This window comes from Burkholderia sp. BCC1996 (assembly GCF_905339955.1).
GTDB lineage: Bacteria > Pseudomonadota > Gammaproteobacteria > Burkholderiales > Burkholderiaceae > Burkholderia.
The window spans coordinates 18,244-34,308 of the sequence record NZ_CAJPHM010000038.1 but is presented as its reverse complement, the minus strand read 5'-3'; the positions used below and the strand labels follow the sequence as shown (position 1 = coordinate 34,308).

Below are 16,065 nucleotides of genomic sequence, written 5' to 3'. Positions count from 1 at the left end.
CCCGCTCACCGGTCGCGCACCCCGAGCCCGAGCGCCTTCATCCGCCGGTACAGCGTGCGCTCGCTCATCCCGACGTGCTCGGCCAGTTGTTTGCGGGTGCCGTCGAACGTGCCGGCAAGCCGCACGAGTTCCGCGTCCGACACGCCGCGCGCGTCCGCCGCACGCGCCTGTGGCGTCGCCGAAGCCGCGACCAGCTCGGCCGGCAGATGCTCGACGCGAATCGTGCCGTCGTCCGCGAACAGGCACGCGCGCTCGAGCACGTTGCGCAGCTCGCGGATGTTGCCCGGCCATGCATACGCGTCGAGGCGCGCGCGCGCCCGCTCGGTCAGCACGAACGTCCGGGCCGCGAACGGCCGCACGCTCGCGTCGCCCGCGCCGGCGCGCGCATTCGCGATGCGCCGCAGGATCGACTCGGCCAGCAGCGCGACGTCGCCACGCCGCTCGCGCAGCGCGGGCAGCGGAATCGGGAACGCGTTGATCCGGTAGTACAGGTCCTGGCGGAACCGGCCGTCGTCGATCATCTCGCGCAGCGGCTTGTGGGTCGCCGCGACGAGCCGGAAATCCGCGCGCAGCGCCTCGACACCGCCGACGCGCCGGAACGTCCCCGACTCGATCAGCCGCAGCAGCTTCACCTGCATCGGCAGCGGCACGTCGCCGATCTCGTCGAGAAACAGCGTGCCGCCCTGCGCGGTCTCGACGAGGCCCGGCTTGCGCTGGTTCGCGCCGGTAAACGCGCCCTTCTCGTAGCCGAACAGTTCGCTCTCGAACAGCGTCTCGGCGATGCCCGAACAGTCGACCACCACGAACGGCCCCATCGCACGCTCGCTCGCCTCGTGCAGCGCCCGCGCGAACAGTTCCTTGCCCGTACCCGATTCGCCGAGCAGCAGCACGGGCAGCATCGACGGCGCGACGCGCTGCAGCGCGCCGAGTGCCGCATTGAACGCGTCGGCGCCGCCGACGAGCCCTTCCGCACTCGGCTGCGCCGACGCGCTGCGCACCGTCGTCAGCCGCTCGACGTAGGCGATCACGTCGCCGCGCGCATCGAAGATCGGCCGCAACTCCACATCGACGTGCTCGGGGCCGCGCGGCGTATGGTGAATGTGCAGCACGCGGTTCAGGCTGCGCGACTCGCGCGCCTGCTTCATCGGGCAATGCTCGCCCGCCTGGTCGCACGGCACGTCGTAATGATGCGAAACCTGGAAGCAGTGCCGGCCGACGTGCTCGACGCCCGCCACGCCGAACTGGCGCCGGTACGCATCGTTCGCGGCGAGGATGCGGTAGTCGGGATCGACGACGATCATCGGCTGCGGATCCTGTTCCAGATACGCGACGAGCGCGCGCACGTCGGGCATGACGTCGCGCGACGGCGCGGGAACGATCGGAATGGTGTCGTGCGGATTCATGGGGAGGCTCGGGAACGGATGGGCGGACGGACTGCCAAGTGGGCTGCCAATTCTGCCATGACACTGCCAGATATGGCAGTCGTCATCGACGGCACCCCGTCGGCGGCGCCCGCGACACACCGCGGCCACGCGAAAAATACGAACCGAATCAAGCACCTGCCACATCGCCCGGCATCGCGGCGCGAATTGGCATGCTTCTTGAACATGGGATGCCCGATTGCAGACGCAGAACCCGATCGAGGACATCCCGTGAGCCATGCCCCCCTGCTGTCGGTCGAAGGCTTTTTCGACCCGGCGACCCACACCGTCAGCTATCTGCTGCTCGACACCGAAAGCCGCGCGTGCGCGCTGATCGACAGCGTGCTCGACTACGACCCGAAATCCGGCCGCACGCACACCGCCAGCGCCGACCGGCTGATCGCACGCGTCGCCGAACTCGGCGCGACCGTCCACTGGCTGCTGGAAACGCACGTGCATGCCGACCATCTGTCGGCCGCGCCGTACCTGAAGGCGCATGTCGGCGGACAGATCGCGATCGGCTCGCACGTGCGCCGCGTGCAGCACGTATTCGGCACGCTGTTCAACGCCGGCCCCGGCTTCGCGCAGGACGGCCGCCAGTTCGACCGCCTGCTCGACGACGGCGACACGCTCGCGCTCGGCGCGCTGACGATCCGCGCGCTGCACACGCCGGGCCATACGCCCGCGTGCCTGACCTACTGCGTCGACGACGCGACGCAGCGCGCGGCGTTCGTCGGCGACACGCTGTTCATGCCCGACTACGGCACCGCCCGCTGCGACTTCCCGGGCGGCGACGCGCGCACGCTGTACCGTTCGATCGCGCGCGTGCTCGCCCTGTCGCCCGACACGCGCCTGTATCTGTGCCACGACTACCAGCCGGGCGGCCGCGACGTGCAGTTCGTGACGACGGTGGCCGAGCAGCGTCGCGCGAACGTGCACGTGAAGGACGGCGTGACCGAGGACGATTTCGTCGCCATGCGCACCGCGCGCGACGCGACGCTCGACATGCCCGTGCTGATGCTGCCGTCCGTGCAGGTCAACATGCGCGCCGGCCACCTGCCCGAGCCCGAAAACAATGGCGTGCGCTACCTGAAGATCCCGCTCGACGCGATCTGAGCCGCCGCCCCGACCGGAGAACCCCGACATGACCATCCGCCCGCTGACCGACCTGCTGTCGGTCTCGCCCCAGATCGCCGCGACCGACCTGCCCGCACTGCACGCGGCCGGCATCCGCACGATCGTCTGCAACCGCCCGGACGGCGAAGGCGCCGACCAGCCGACCGTCGCCGAGATCCGCGCCGCCGCCGCGCCGCTCGGCGTCACCGTGCATTACCTGCCCGTCGATACCGGCAAGGTCACCGACGACCAGGCCGCGCAGTTCGGCACGCTCGTCGCGTCGCTCGCCGGCCCGGTCCTCGCGTACTGCCGCAGCGGCACGCGTTCGGCGACGCTGTGGGCGCTGTCGCAGGCAGGCCGGCGCCCGGCCGGCGACATCGTCGCGATCGCCGCCACGGCCGGCTACGACCTCGGCGCGCTCGCACCGCGTCTCGCACGAGGCCTCGCGCAAGACGGCCGCCAGGCCGCGCCGGCCGTCGACGCGCGGCACGACATCGTGATCGTCGGCGCCGGTGCGGCCGGCGTCGCGGTCGCGTCGAGCCTGCTGGCACGCGACGCATCGCTCGATATCGCGGTGATCGACCCGGCCGATACGCACTACTACCAGCCGGGCTGGACGATGGTCGGCGCGGGCGTGTTCCGGCCCGACACGACCGCGCGCCGGATCGTCGACCTGCTGCCGCGCGGCGTGAAATGGATCCGGGCCGCCGTCGCCGGCTTCGAGCCGGACGCGCACACGGTGGTGCTCGACGGCTGCCGGCGCATCGGCTATCGCAAGCTGGTCGTGTGCCCGGGGCTCAAGCTCGACTGGCACGCGATCGACGGCCTCGCGGAAACGCTCGGCCGCAACGGCGTCACGTCGAACTATCGCTACGATCTCGCGCCGTACACGTGGGAACTGGTGCAGGCGTTCCGCGGCGGCAACGCGCTGTTCACGCAGCCGCCGATGCCGATCAAGTGCGCGGGCGCGCCGCAAAAGGCGATGTACCTGTCGTGCGATCACTGGCGGCGCGCGGGCCGCCTCGGTGCCGCGAACGTCGAGTTCCTGAATGCGGGCGGCGCGCTGTTCGGGGTCGCCGATTACGTGCCCGCGCTGATGGAGTACGTGAAACGCTACGACATCGCGCTGTCGTTCGGCCACAACCTCGTCGCGATCGACGGGCCGGCGCGGCGCGCGACGTTCCGGCGCGCGCTGCCCGACGGCGGCACGGAAACCGTCGAGCGTCCGTTCGACATGATCCACGTCGTGCCGCCGCAGAAGGCGCCCGATTTCGTGCGCGCGAGCCCGCTCGCCGACGCGGCCGGCTGGATCGACGTCGATCCGGCGACGCTGCGGCACAAGCAGTTCGCGGACATCTTCGCGCTCGGCGACGTCACCAACACGACCAACGCGAAAACTGCCGCGGCCGCCCGCAAGCAGGCGCCCGTGGTCGCGCACAACGTGCTCGCATCGCTGGGCCGCGCGCACGGTGACGCCGCGTACGACGGCTACGGTTCGTGCCCGCTCACCGTCGAGCGCGGCAAGATCGTGCTCGCGGAATTCCTGTACGGCGGCAAGGTCGCGCCGACCTTCCCCGCGTGGCTGATCGACGGCCGGCGCCCGTCGCGGCTCGCGTGGCTGCTCAAGGAGCGCGTGCTGCCGCCGCTCTACTGGAAGGCGATGCTCAAGGGCCGCGAATGGCTCGCGAAGCCCGCGATCGCACGCTGACCGGAACCCGATGACACCATGCTGATTTCCCTCGTACTCGGCGGCTTCGTCGGCGCCGTGCTCGGCCTCACCGGCGCGGGCGGCGGCATTCTCGCGGTGCCCGCGCTCGTCGTCGGGATGGGCTGGCCGATGCAGCAGGCCACGCCCGTCGCGCTCGTCGCGGTCGCGGGCAGCGCCGCGCTCGGCGCGCTCGAAGGGTTTCGCCGCGGGCTCGTGCGCTATCGCGCGGCGCTGCTGATGGCCGTCGCCGGCGTGCCGCTCACGACGCTCGGCGTGAAGCTCGCGCACGTGCTGCCGCAACGCGTGCTGCTGGCGCTGTTCGCGCTGACGATGCTGGTCGTCGCGGGCCGCCTGCTGCGGCAGGCGCTGCGTCACGCGCCCGGCGACGCGGACGCGTCGCCGCTGTGCGTCGGCCGCGTGAATCCCGACACGGGCCGGCTCGTCTGGTCCTGGCCGGTCGGGCTCGCGCTCGCGTCGACCGGCGCGGTGACGGGGCTGATGACGGGCTTGCTCGGTGTCGGCGGCGGTTTCGTGATCGTGCCGATGCTGCGCAAGTTCACGAACGTGTCGATGCACGGCGTGGTCGCGACGTCGCTGATGGTGATCGCGCTGGTCGGCACCGGCGGCGTGGTCGCGACGCTCGTGTCGGGCACGCGCGCGCCGCTCGACATGATGCTGTGGTTCACGGTCGCGACCGCGTTCGGGATGGCGATCGGCCGCAGCGCGTCCCGGCACCTGTCCGCGCGGCACGTGCAGGCCGGCTTCGCAGCGGTGCTCGTCTGCGTCGCGCTCGGGTTGCTCGCGAAGGCGGCGTTCGGCGCATAAGCCGCACGCGGCTCGCACACCAAACAAAACGCCCAGGCCGACTCATCGTCGGCACCGGGCGTTGTTCGTTGCGTCGGCAACCTGTGCGCGAGCGCGTCAGACGGCGAACGCGGCCATCCGCTTGCGTTCCTGGCGCAGCATCACGAAGTTCGCGATCACGACGCCCGCCGTCACCGCGACGATGAACAGCGTCGCGAGCGCGTTCATCTCCGGGTTCAGGCCGAGGCGCACGCGCGAGAACACGACGAGCGGCAGCGTCGTCGAGCCGGGGCCCGACAGGAACGCCGACAGCACGAGGTCGTCGATCGACAGCGTGAACGACAGCAGCCAGCCCGCGATCAGCGCCTGCGAGATCAGCGGCAGCGTGATCGTGAAGAACACCTTCAGCGGCGTCGCGCCGAGATCGAGCGCCGCTTCCTCGAGCGACGGGTTCAACTCGCGCACGCGCGACTGCACGATGATCGCGACGTACGAGATGCACAGCATCACGTGGCCCAGCCAGATCGTGAACACGCCGCGCTCGGCCGGCCAGCCGATCCACTTCGCGAGCTCGATGAACAGCAGCAGCAGCGAGATCCCCTGGATCACCTCGGGGATCACCAGCGGTGCGTTGATCATCCCGCTGAACAGCGCAAAGCCGCGAAAGCGCCCCATCCGCGCGAGCACAAAGCCGGCCCACGTGCCGATGAACACCGACGCGAACGCGGTCAGCACGCCGATCTTCAGCGACAGCCACGCGGCCGTCAGCAGCTCGTCGTCCTCCACGAGCGCCGAGTACCAGCGGAACGAGAAGCCCGACCACACGGTGACGAGCTTCGACTCGTTGAACGAATAGACGATCAGGCTGATGATCGGGATATACAGGAACGCAAAGCCGGCGAACAGCGCCGCGAACTGCAGGTAACGATTCGGCTTCATCGACGGCGGCCCTCCTGCTCCTTCGCCTGGAAATGCTGGAACATCGCCATCGGCACGAGCAGCAGCAGCACCATCGCGCAGGTCACGGCCGACGCCATCGGCCAGTCTGCGTTGTTGAAGAACTCATTCCACATCACGCGGCCGATCATCAGCGTGTTCGCGCCGCCGAGCAGTTCCGGAATCACGTACTCGCCGACCGCCGGAATGAACACCAGCAGGCAGCCCGCGATGATCCCGTTCTTCGACAGCGGCAGCGTGATCTGCACGAACGCCCTCCACGGCTTCGCGCCGAGATCGTACGCGGCTTCGAGCAGGCGCAGGTCCATCTTCACGAGATGCGCGTACAGCGGCATCACGAGGAACGGCAGGTACGAATACACCATCCCGATGTACACCGCGTAGTTGGTGCGGTACAGCTCGATCGGCGTATGGGTCAGGCCGATCCACATCAGGAAGTTGTTCAGGAGCCCGTTGTTCTTCAGGATCCCGATCCACGCGTACACGCGGATCAGGAACGACGTCCAGAACGGCAGCATCACGCCCATCATCAGCAGGTTGCGGGTCGCCGGGTTCGAACGCGCGATGTAGTACGCCATCGGATAACCGATCAGCAGGCACAGCAGCGTCGTGATCGCCGCGACCACCACCGAATTCACGTAGGTCGCGAAATACAGGCTGTCGGTGAGCAGGAACGCGTAGTGCGACAGGTTCAGCGCGATGTGCACCACGCCGTCCGCAAACGACGCGAGTTCCGTATACGGCGGGATGCCGAGCTGCAGCTCCGCGAAGCTGATCTTCACGACCAGCACGAACGGCACGAGGAAGAACAGCACGAGCCACGTGTACGGCCCCGCGACGACCGCCGAGCCGCCGGTCAGGTTGAAGCGTCGCACGGGCCATGCGAGCAGGGACTTGAGCGTGCTCATGACGTCAGCACCACGCCAGCGGTCGCGCTCCAGCGCACGTAGATCTCGTCGCCGAGCGCCGGCGTGTCGAGCTCGGAGATCGCGAGGCTCGACACGTTCGCGATCACCGTCTTGCCCGCGTCGAGCTTCACGTGATACAGCGAGTAGCCGCCCATGTACGCGACGTTGGTGATCTTGCCGTGCGCCCAGTTGAACGCGCCTTCGGGCGGCTTGCGCGTGAGCGCGATCCGCTCGGGGCGCACCGACACCGTGACCGGCATCCCGAGCGGACCCGTGATCCCGTGGCTCACGTACAGCCGGCTCGGCAGCTCCGGCGATTCGATATACACGTAATCGGGTTCGTCCTCGACGGTGACGCCTTCGAACAGGTTGGTCGAGCCGATGAACTCGGCCGAGAAGCGGCTGTTCGGATATTCGTAGACTTCGTTCGGCGAGCCGATCTGCACGATCTGCCCTTCGCTCATCACGGCGAGCCGGTTCGCCATCGTCATCGCCTCTTCCTGGTCGTGCGTGACCATGATGCAGGTGACGCCGACCTTGTTCAGGATGTTGACGAGCTCGATCTGCGTGCGCTGGCGGATCTGCTTGTCGAGCGCCGACATCGGCTCGTCGAGCAGCAGCACCTTCGGGCGCTTGACGAGCGAACGCGCGAGCGCGACGCGCTGCTGCTGGCCGCCCGACAGCTGGTGCGGCTTGCGCTTCGCGTACTTGCTCATCTGCACGAGCTCGAGCGCCGTGGCGACGCGCTCCTTCAGCTCCGCCTTCGGCGTGCCTTCCTGCTTCAGGCCGTAGGCGACGTTCGATTCGACCGACATGTGCGGAAACAGCGCATACGACTGGAACATCATGTTCACGGGCCGCTTGTACGGCGGCATCTGTGCGAGGTCCTCGCCGTCGATCAGGATCTTGCCCGAGGTGACCGTCTCGAGGCCCGCCAGCATGCGCAGCAGCGTCGACTTGCCGGAACCCGAGCTGCCGAGCAGCGCGAACAGCTCGCCCTGGCGCACCGTCAGGTTCACGCTGCGCACCACTTCGGTCTCGCCGAACTTCTTGACGACGTCGACGATCTGGACAAAATTCTCGGCGCGCGTATCGGCGCCGGACGAAGGAACGAAGGACGGTGCGCCCGCGACCGGCGCACCCGACTGGCTATTCATGATGTGCTGCTTCTCTCCTGCGTTTGACGAACAAAGCCCCCGGGGACACCAGGGGCTTCATGACTGCTGGCTGACTCCGGTTCGCTTCAGCGGCCCGATTTCAGCTCGGTCCACAGACGCGTCTGCAGACGCTGGATTTCAGGCGGCAGCGGCTTGAGCAGGAACAGCGTCTTCACGACGTCGGCCGGCGGATAGACGGCCGGGTCGTTCGCGACGTCGGGCCGCACGTACTTGCGCGACTCGGCGTTCGCGCTCGGGTAGTACACGGCATTCGTGATCGCCGCGTGCACCTTCGGATCCTCGATGTAGTTGATCCACTGCAGCGCGGCGTCCTTGTTCTTCGCGTCCTTCGGGATCGCCATCACGTCGAACCACACCGGCGCGCCGCCCTTCGGAATGTAGTACTCGACCTTGTACGGCTTCTTCGCCTCGATCGCGCGATGCTTCGCGATCACGACGTCGCCCGACCAGCCGAACGCGAAGCAGATGTCGCCGCCGACCAGGTCGTTGATGTAGCCCGACGAGTTGAACTGCGTGATGTACGGGCGGATCTTCTTCAGCACCTCCATCGCGGCCTTGTAGTCGGCCGGGTTCGTGCTCATCGGATCCTTGCCGATGTAGTGCAGCGCCGCCGCGAACATCTGGTCCGGCGCGTCGAGCACCGACACGCCGCAGGTCTTCAGCTTCGAGATGTTTTCCGGCTTGAACAGGATGTCCCAGTTGTCGAGCGGGACCTTGCCGAGCGCCTGCTGCGCCTTCGTCAGGTTGTAGGCGAGACCGGTCGTGCCGTACGCCCAGGGCACCGAGTACTTGTTGCCCGGGTCCGCGCCGGCGACGAGCGCCATCAGTTGCGGATCGAGGTACTTGAGGTTCGGCAGCTTCGACTTGTCGAGCGGCGTGAAGATGCCGGCGGCGATCTGCTTGCCCGCGTAGTTGCTGGTCGGCACGACGATGTCGTAGCCCGAGCTGCCCGTCAGCAGCTTCGCCTGCAGCGTGTCGTCGCTGTCGTAATTGTCGTAGCGGACCTTGACGCCCGCCTGCTTCTCGAAGTTCGGGATCGTGTCCTTCGCAATGTAGTCCGACCAGTTATAGACATTGAGCTGCGTATCCTTCGCCGCCGCCGCCGATGCACCCACGCACAGCGCGAGCGCTGCGAACCGGCCCACTACGTTTGCTTTCATCCCGTTCTCCCTTCGGCCGGACCGCTTGTCCGGCTGCCGTCTGCCTCGTCATGGCGGCGCGTTCCGGCACGCCGCCCCTCGAAAACCCCGAACGCTACCACCATTCGCGCTCCGTCACAAAAAAATCATGCCCGTGTCGCGCAAACGGAACAGATTCCCGCCGCCGGCCGCTCGGGCGGCCCGCGCAGCGGGGCGTTCCGGGGGAATTCTATCGGGTAATCGGCGTCTGTCCATCGGGAAAAGAAAGCGGTGGCGAAACCGCGTCCGCATACAGCACAAGCGGCACGCGCAACGTGCGGTGTATGCGGCCGTTTCACAGGTGAAATCGCGACACGCTGCGACACGCGCCGCACGCCCTGTCCTGTCCGGCACGGCACGGCGGACCAGCCGTCGCCGGCGGCGATCCGGCCACCGGCCGACCGTACCGTCACGGCAACGCGACCGTACGGCACGGTAGCGGCGTCCGCCGGCCGCCCCGTCCCGATGCATTAAAATGACGCCCTGACGATTTCACTGCGCGAACCCTTCCGATGGCCTCCAATCTCCACGACCTGCCCGACAGCCCCTGCATCGGCGTGTGCTCGACCCTCTTCGACGAAGTCTGCAAGGGCTGCGGCCGCACGGCCGGCGAAGTGTCGAACTGGGTGTTCCTGAGCGACGCCGAGAAGCAGGCGGTGTGGGAGCGCATTACGCGCGAAGGCACCGCGATGCGCTTCCAGTACGACAAGCTGTAAACCGGCCGCACAAAAAAAGAGCGGCATGCCGACTGCCATGCCGCCAACCCCAACTCTGTTCTTGTCCTCGAAGCTTTAGAACTTCATCCCGACGCCCACGCCGACGATCAGCGGATCGATGTGCAGCGTGCCGATGCCCTTGTCGCCGAGCGTCGCATCGGTGCTCATCCAGATCTTCTTCACGTCGACGTTCATGAACACCTTCTTCGTCAACTGCACGTCGACGCCGAACTGCAGCGCCGGACCGAAGCTGCTCTTGTTGATCGACACGCCTTCCCCGCCGACGTTGAGCCCGTTGTTGTAGAAGTACGTGTAGTTCAGGCCCGCGCCGACGTACGGACGCACCTTGCCGGCATGGTTGAAGTGGTACTGCAGCAGCAGCGTCGGCGGCAGCACGCCCACGCCGCCCAGGTTGCCGAGGCTCGACGTCATCTGGTGCCGCGACGTGCCGAGGATCAGCTCCACGCCCAGGTAGTCGCGGATCATGTAGGTGAAGTCGAGTTCCGGCACGATCGCGTTGTTCACGCCGGTATTGATCGCGCCGAGCGTGTCGCTCGCGCGCTCGTTCGGCTGGATGCTGATCGCGCGCAGGCGGACCAGTACGTCACCCTGGTTGATCCCGTCGCCCGGAGACGCCGCGTGCGACAGCGTGGGTATCGTGACCAGACTCGCCGCGACGGCGGCAGCGGTGACACATGTTCGAATCGTTTTATGCATGGTAAAGACCCCTGAAGAATGCATTCCATTTTCCTCGTAGGGTCTTTTCGTCGTTTTGATATCCGTCAAGCCAGCGTAAACCTCGGACGGTTTGTCGCAGTCGCCGCGGCACGGCCCGTCAGCAGCAGATCGAGCAGATCACGCACGCTGCGGATCGCGTTGCCGAACGGCAGTGCTTCGCGGCCGCGGAAGAACAGGCCGTTCGCGACGTCGCCTCGCAACGCGGCCGCGAGCCGCGTGTCGATGCAGAAATGGCCGAACTTTTCGATGCCGTCGCGCAGCCCGCAGACGCTCAGGCACTCGAGCGCGGTCGGGCAGCGCTGCCTGAACGCGCCAAGCTTGTCGCGAATGCGCGTTTCGTTGCGCAGGTAGCGATCGAGCCACGGTGTCTTCACCGCGCGCGCCGGCAGCCCCGTCACGCTGACGAATTCGACGATGTCGTCGGGTAGCGCGTCGGCCAGTACGCGCTTGAAGTTCGGATGCGCGTCACCTTCCTCCGTCACCGCGAACGGCGTTCCGACCTGCACGCCGTTCGCGCCGGCTGCGAGTGCCGCACGCACCGTGTCGTGACTGTTGATCCCGCCCGCGACGATCAGCGGGATCGTGTCGCGCGCCACGCCGAGCGACGCCATCACCTGCGCGGCCTCGTCGAGCACGCGCGCGAAATCGAAACGCGCATCGTGCATGTCGTCGATCTGCGTGACCCCGAGGTGGCCGCCCGCATGCGCGGGATGCTCGATCACGATCGCATCCGGCAGCCGCCCCTTCTTCATCCACTTCTTCAGCACCAGCGCGATCCCGCGGCTGTCCGACAGGATCGGGATCAGCGCGATGTCGCGTCCCTGCGTGAGATCGGGCAGATCGAGCGGCAGGCCCGCGCCCATCACGATCGCGTCCGCGCCTTCGTCGCACGCGACGCGCACGTAGTCCGCATGCGCGCGCACCGCCTTCATCACGTTGACCGCGATCATCCCGCGGCCTTCGCCGTAGGTCTTCGCGAGGCGAATCTCGCGCGCGAGCGCGTCGAGGTTCGCGGCCTCGAGCGTCGCGCGGTCGGGATTCGCACGACAGCGCGCGAGCAGGTCCGCGTGGTGGTGACGCAGGTCGATGCTCGCGATCGTGCCGAGCGCGCCTTCGCGCGCGACGCTGCCCGCGAGGCGGTGCGCGGAGATGCCGACGCCCATGCCGCCCTGCACCACGGGCAGCAACGCGCGGCCGCGAATCGTGAGCGGCGGGAAGGAAGTGCGTGCGGTCATCTGAACCTCGTCGAAACATCGGAAATCGGAAACGCGATGATCGACGATCCACCGACGCGCATCTTGACGGCCGTCAATAAAAAAACGGCACGCGAGCGTGCCGTTTCGGGTCAGGCGCGGTGAGACGCTCAGGCCGGATTCGCCGGCTTGAGCTGCATCGACTTGTATTCGAGATACTCTTCGAGCCCGTACACGCCGTTCTCGCGGCCGTGTCCCGACTGCTTGTAGCCGCCGAACGGCGCGGCGCTGTTCCACGTGCCGCCGTTGATGTCGACCTGCCCCGTGCGGATGCGGCGCGCGACGCGCATCGCGCGTTCGTCGCTGCCCGCCCACACCGCGCCGCCGAGCCCATAAGGCGAATCGTTCGCGATGCGCACGGCTTCGTCTTCGTCGCGATACGTGATGATCGACAGCACCGGCCCGAAGATTTCTTCCTGCGCGATCGTCGATTTCGGATCGACGCGGCCGAACACCGTCGGCTTCACGAAGAAGCCCTTCGCGAGCCCTTCCGGCAGGCCCGTGCCGCCCGTCACGAGTTCCGCGCCGTCGTCGATCCCGCGCTGGATGTAGGCCTGCACGCGCTGCTGCTGCGCGGCCGATGCGAGTGCGCCGAGGCGCGTCGTTTCCTGGCGCGGGTCGCCCGCGACATACGCTTCGGCCGCCGCCTTCGCGAGCGCGCGCGCCTCGTCGTAACGCGCTTCCGGCACCAGCATCCGCGTGTGCGCCGAACAGGTCTGGCCCGCGTTCAGGTAGCACGCGTTGACCGTGCCCTTCACCGCCGTCGCGAAATCGGCATCGTCGAGAATCACCGACGCCGACTTGCCGCCCAGTTCGAGCGCGACGCGCTTCACGCCCGCGGCCGCGAGTTCGGCCACGCGCTTGCCGGCGCGCGTCGAACCCGTGAACGACACCATGTCGACGTCCGGATCGGTCGCCAGCACCTCGCCGACGACCGGGCCGTAACCGCATACGAGGTTGAACACGCCCGGCGGCAGGCCCGCTTCGTGAATCGCCTCCGCGAGCATGAACGCATTGAGCGGCGCGACTTCGGATGGCTTCAGGACGACCGTGCAGCCGGCCGCGAGCGCCGGCGCGACCTTCAGCGTGACCTGGTTGAGCGGGTAGTTCCACGGCGTGATCGCCGCGACGACGCCGACCGGCTCGCGCACCACCAGCGAGTTGCCGACCGTCGCCTCGAATTCGAACGATTCGGCGAGTTTCGCGTATGCCTTCCAGTTGTAGATCGGGCCGCCGACCTGGATCGCACGCGACAGCTTGATCGGCATCCCGACTTCGCCGGTGATCGACTGCGCGAGTTCCTCGCTGCGCGCCTGCAGACGCTCGACGATCTTGCGCAGGTAGTCCGCGCGCGTCGCGGCCGGCGTCGCGGCCCACGCGTCGAACGCCGCGCGCGCCGCGCGGATCGCGTCCTGCGCGTCCGAGGCCGTGCCCTCCGGAATCCGGCCGATCACGGCCTCGGTGCCCGAGTCGATCACGTCGATCGTGCCCGTTCCGGCCGGCTTGCGCCATGCACCGTCGATGTAGAACTGGTTGTAGATTTTCATCGCTTCCTGTCTCCCGGAAAACGGCCATTCTAACGAGTGTGGCGCCGCCCGGCGATGACGCCGGACCAGACCGCGAGCGCCGCCGAACGGTCCGCACGGGCGCCGGCGAGCGGGTGCCGGATACCGGACGCCCGCGGCTGCGGCATCCGCGCCACGCCGGCACGCCACGAGGCCGCACGACGTGGCCCGCATCGTGCTATGTTTTTAGTATCGGCGCCGGCCGCTGCAGGCCGCGCCACCCGGAATCGATGCCTTCGTGAGCGCTGCCATGACCGACGCATCCCATATCCTCGGCTCGCAAGATCGCCTGGAGCTGCTGTGCTGGCTCACCTGCGGCAATCTCGGCGCGTTTTACCTGAACGAAACCTGGCCGGACGCATCGTTCCAGGTGCAGGCCGCGCACCGCTGGCTCGACCGCCATCACCGGCAGGCCGACTGGCTCGCGATCGCGAAGCTGGCCGCGCTGGCGCAGGACATCGCCAAGCGGCACGCCGACTTCGTCGATGCGTCGTGGGCGCGTGACGCGGTCGAGGAAATCGTCGATACCGACGATCTCGATTACCGGGCGAAACTCGTGCAATGGGTATACGAAGACTGCTGCAAGGCGCTTGCCGACAAGCGGCTCGCGGATTGACGCGACGGCACTGGGCGGCGGGCGGTGCGCGAGGTGATGCGCCGGTTGCGGTCGCGGCGGCTGCCGGCCGGAAACGGCGCCGGCGCGTCGAATCGTCATCGAAGGTGCCGCACTCGACCTGACATTTTCCCTTCAATGGCCCGTCGTGCCGATCCGGTAACGGCGAACATCTGCCCGGATACGAAAAACCCGCCAGGCTTGCACCTGGCGGGCTTCCGGTACATCAGGTCGGGCATGGCCGCCCGGGCAATTACTCCTGCCCCTGACTCGTCAGGAACTCCTCGTAATTCCCGCCGAAGTCGAACAGCGTGCCGTCCGTGCGCACTTCGATGATCCGGTTCGCCAGCCCGCTCACGAATTCGCGGTCGTGCGACACGAAGATCAGCGTGCCTTCGAACTGCTCGAGCGCGATCTGCAGCGACTCGATCGACTCCATGTCCATGTGGTTGGTCGGCTCGTCCATCAGCAGCACGTTGTGGCGGCCGAGCATCAGCTTGCCCCAGATCATGCGGCCCTTCTCGCCGCCCGACAGCACCTTCACCGACTTCTTGATGTCGTCCGACGAGAACAGCAGGCGGCCCAGCGTGCCGCGCACCATCGTTTCGTCGTCGCCGTCCTTGCGGTACTGGTCGATCCAGTCCATCAGCGTGATGTCGTTCGGGAACTCCTCGTACGTATCCTGCGGCATGTAGCCGACGTTCGCGTTCTCCGACCACTTCACCGTGCCGTGATCGAGCTGCAGCGCGCCGAGCAGCGAACGCAGCAGCGTCGTCTTGCCCGCGCCGTTCTCGCCGATGATCGCGATGCGCTCGCCCGGCTGCACCGACAGGTTGAAGTTCTGGAAGATCGTGCGCTCGTACTTCTTCGTGATGTCTTCGGCGACCACCGCGACGTTGTGCAGCTTCTTCTCGAACTCGAAGCGGATGAACGGGTTCTGACGCGACGACGGCTTGAATTCCTCGATCTTGATCTTGTCGATCTGCTTCGCGCGGCTCGTTGCCTGGCGGGCCTTCGACTTGTTCGCCGAGAAGCGGCGCACGAAGTCCTGCAGCTCGGCAACGCGCTCCTTCGCGCGCGCGTTCGCCGCGGCCTGGCGCTCGCGCGCCTGTGCCGACGCGAGCATGTAGTCGTCGTAGTTGCCCGGCCAGACCTTCAGCGTGCCGTAGTCCATGTCGGCCATGTGCGTGCACACCGAGTTCAGGAAGTGACGATCGTGCGAGATGATGATCATCGTCGAGTTGTACTCGTTGAGCGTGTGCTCGAGCCAACGGATCGAGTTGATGTCCAGGTTGTTGGTCGGTTCGTCGAGCAGCAGCACGTCCGGCTTCGAGAACAGCGCCTGCGCGAGCAGCACGCGCAGCTTCCAGCCCGGCGCGACGTCGGCCATCGTGCCGTTGTGGAACTTCTCCTCGATGCCGATGCCGAGCAGCAGCGCGCCCGCGCGCGCCTCGGCGTCGTAGCCGCCGTATTCGGCGAACTTGCCTTCGAGCTCGGCCGCGTGCATGTAGTCGTCGTCGGTGGCTTCCGGGTTCGCGTAGATCGCGTCGCGCTCGGTCATCGCGGCCCACATTTCGGTGTGGCCCATCATCACGACGTCGAGCACGCGCACGTCTTCATACGCGAACTGGTCCTGGCGCAGCTTGCCCAGGCGCACGTTCGGCTCCAGCGCGACGTTGCCGGCGCTCGGCTCGAGGTCGCCGCCCAGGATCTTCATGAAGGTCGACTTGCCGCAGCCGTTCGCGCCGATCAGACCATAGCGGTTGCCCTCGCCGAATTTGACCGAGATATTCTCGAACAAGGGCTTCGGCCCGAATTGCATCGTGATGTTGGCAGTAGAAAGCACGGCAGGTCCCGTAAGAGAGAAATCGACGGAAAACCGTGTATTTTAGCAGGTGTCGGAGAAACTG

14 protein-coding genes are annotated in these 16,065 nt (G+C 67.3%); 5 read left to right on the top strand and 9 right to left on the bottom strand.

Going from position 1 to position 16,065, the window contains the following annotated elements; genetic code table 11:
* Positions 1-5: 5 nt before the first annotated feature.
* Positions 6-1,403 carry a sigma-54 interaction domain-containing protein gene (locus tag U4Z64_RS34125; protein WP_321822324.1) on the bottom strand — a complete coding sequence of 466 codons (1,398 nt, stop codon included), beginning with the start codon at positions 1,401-1,403 and terminating at the stop codon, positions 6-8.
* A gap of 204 nt (positions 1,404-1,607) precedes the next feature.
* Between U4Z64_RS34125 and U4Z64_RS34120 the strand changes: the two genes are divergently transcribed.
* The 3 genes from U4Z64_RS34120 to U4Z64_RS34110 are packed head-to-tail and all read left to right on the top strand — an operon-like array spanning position 1,608 to position 5,070.
* The gene (locus tag U4Z64_RS34120) at positions 1,608-2,537 is read left to right on the top strand and encodes an MBL fold metallo-hydrolase (RefSeq protein ID WP_415750621.1); all 930 of its coding nucleotides are present in this window, start codon (positions 1,608-1,610) and stop codon (positions 2,535-2,537) included.
* A 28-nt stretch (positions 2,538-2,565) separates the two neighbouring features.
* Complete coding sequence (locus tag U4Z64_RS34115; RefSeq protein WP_321822322.1) at positions 2,566-4,245, top strand: TIGR01244 family sulfur transferase; 1,680 nt, start codon at positions 2,566-2,568, stop codon at positions 4,243-4,245.
* Positions 4,246-4,263: 18 nt separating this feature from the next.
* The gene (locus U4Z64_RS34110) at positions 4,264-5,070 is read left to right on the top strand and encodes a sulfite exporter TauE/SafE family protein (RefSeq protein ID WP_321822321.1); all 807 of its coding nucleotides are present in this window, start codon (positions 4,264-4,266) and stop codon (positions 5,068-5,070) included.
* A gap of 96 nt (positions 5,071-5,166) precedes the next feature.
* Here the strand turns inward: U4Z64_RS34110 and U4Z64_RS34105 are convergent, their stop codons facing one another.
* The 4 genes from U4Z64_RS34105 to U4Z64_RS34090 form a co-directional block, all read right to left on the bottom strand.
* Positions 5,167-5,988, bottom strand: coding sequence for an ABC transporter permease subunit (locus tag U4Z64_RS34105; protein ID WP_321808980.1), 822 nt, complete (start codon positions 5,986-5,988; stop codon positions 5,167-5,169).
* Entirely contained in the window at positions 5,985-6,914 is a 930-nt protein-coding gene (locus U4Z64_RS34100; protein ID WP_321808981.1) for an ABC transporter permease subunit, read from the bottom strand. Before U4Z64_RS34100 ends, U4Z64_RS34105 begins: the two co-directional genes overlap by 4 nt.
* The gene (locus U4Z64_RS34095; protein ID WP_321822320.1) at positions 6,911-8,071 is read right to left on the bottom strand and encodes an ABC transporter ATP-binding protein; all 1,161 of its coding nucleotides are present in this window, start codon (positions 8,069-8,071) and stop codon (positions 6,911-6,913) included. The genes U4Z64_RS34100 and U4Z64_RS34095 overlap by 4 nt, the downstream gene beginning before the upstream one ends.
* 86 nt (positions 8,072-8,157) lie before the next feature.
* Positions 8,158-9,252, bottom strand: a complete 1,095-nt coding sequence (locus tag U4Z64_RS34090) for a polyamine ABC transporter substrate-binding protein (protein WP_321808983.1) — start codon at positions 9,250-9,252, stop codon at positions 8,158-8,160.
* A gap of 530 nt (positions 9,253-9,782) precedes the next feature.
* Between U4Z64_RS34090 and U4Z64_RS34085 the strand changes: the two genes are divergently transcribed.
* Positions 9,783-9,986: a DUF1289 domain-containing protein gene (locus U4Z64_RS34085; protein WP_321808984.1), complete on the top strand. Its 204-nt coding sequence runs from the start codon at positions 9,783-9,785 to the stop codon at positions 9,984-9,986.
* A gap of 75 nt (positions 9,987-10,061) precedes the next feature.
* On the opposite strand, the gene U4Z64_RS34080 is transcribed toward U4Z64_RS34085, so the two are convergent.
* The 3 genes from U4Z64_RS34080 to U4Z64_RS34070 form a co-directional block, all read right to left on the bottom strand.
* Positions 10,062-10,703: an OmpW/AlkL family protein gene (locus tag U4Z64_RS34080; protein WP_321822319.1), complete on the bottom strand. Its 642-nt coding sequence runs from the start codon at positions 10,701-10,703 to the stop codon at positions 10,062-10,064.
* 65 nt (positions 10,704-10,768) lie between these two features.
* The gene (locus U4Z64_RS34075) at positions 10,769-11,959 is read right to left on the bottom strand and encodes a nitronate monooxygenase family protein (RefSeq protein WP_321822318.1); all 1,191 of its coding nucleotides are present in this window, start codon (positions 11,957-11,959) and stop codon (positions 10,769-10,771) included.
* 128 nt (positions 11,960-12,087) lie between these two features.
* On the bottom strand, positions 12,088-13,524 hold the full coding sequence (locus tag U4Z64_RS34070; RefSeq protein ID WP_321822317.1) for an aldehyde dehydrogenase family protein: 1,437 nt from the start codon (positions 13,522-13,524) through the stop codon (positions 12,088-12,090).
* A 268-nt stretch (positions 13,525-13,792) separates the two neighbouring features.
* Between U4Z64_RS34070 and U4Z64_RS34065 the strand changes: the two genes are divergently transcribed.
* Positions 13,793-14,158: a hypothetical protein gene (locus tag U4Z64_RS34065; RefSeq protein WP_044848913.1), complete on the top strand. Its 366-nt coding sequence runs from the start codon at positions 13,793-13,795 to the stop codon at positions 14,156-14,158.
* Positions 14,159-14,408: 250 nt separating this feature from the next.
* Here the strand turns inward: U4Z64_RS34065 and U4Z64_RS34060 are convergent, their stop codons facing one another.
* Complete coding sequence (locus U4Z64_RS34060; RefSeq protein WP_044848912.1) at positions 14,409-16,001, bottom strand: ABC-F family ATPase; 1,593 nt, start codon at positions 15,999-16,001, stop codon at positions 14,409-14,411.
* Positions 16,002-16,065 lie beyond the last annotated feature (64 nt).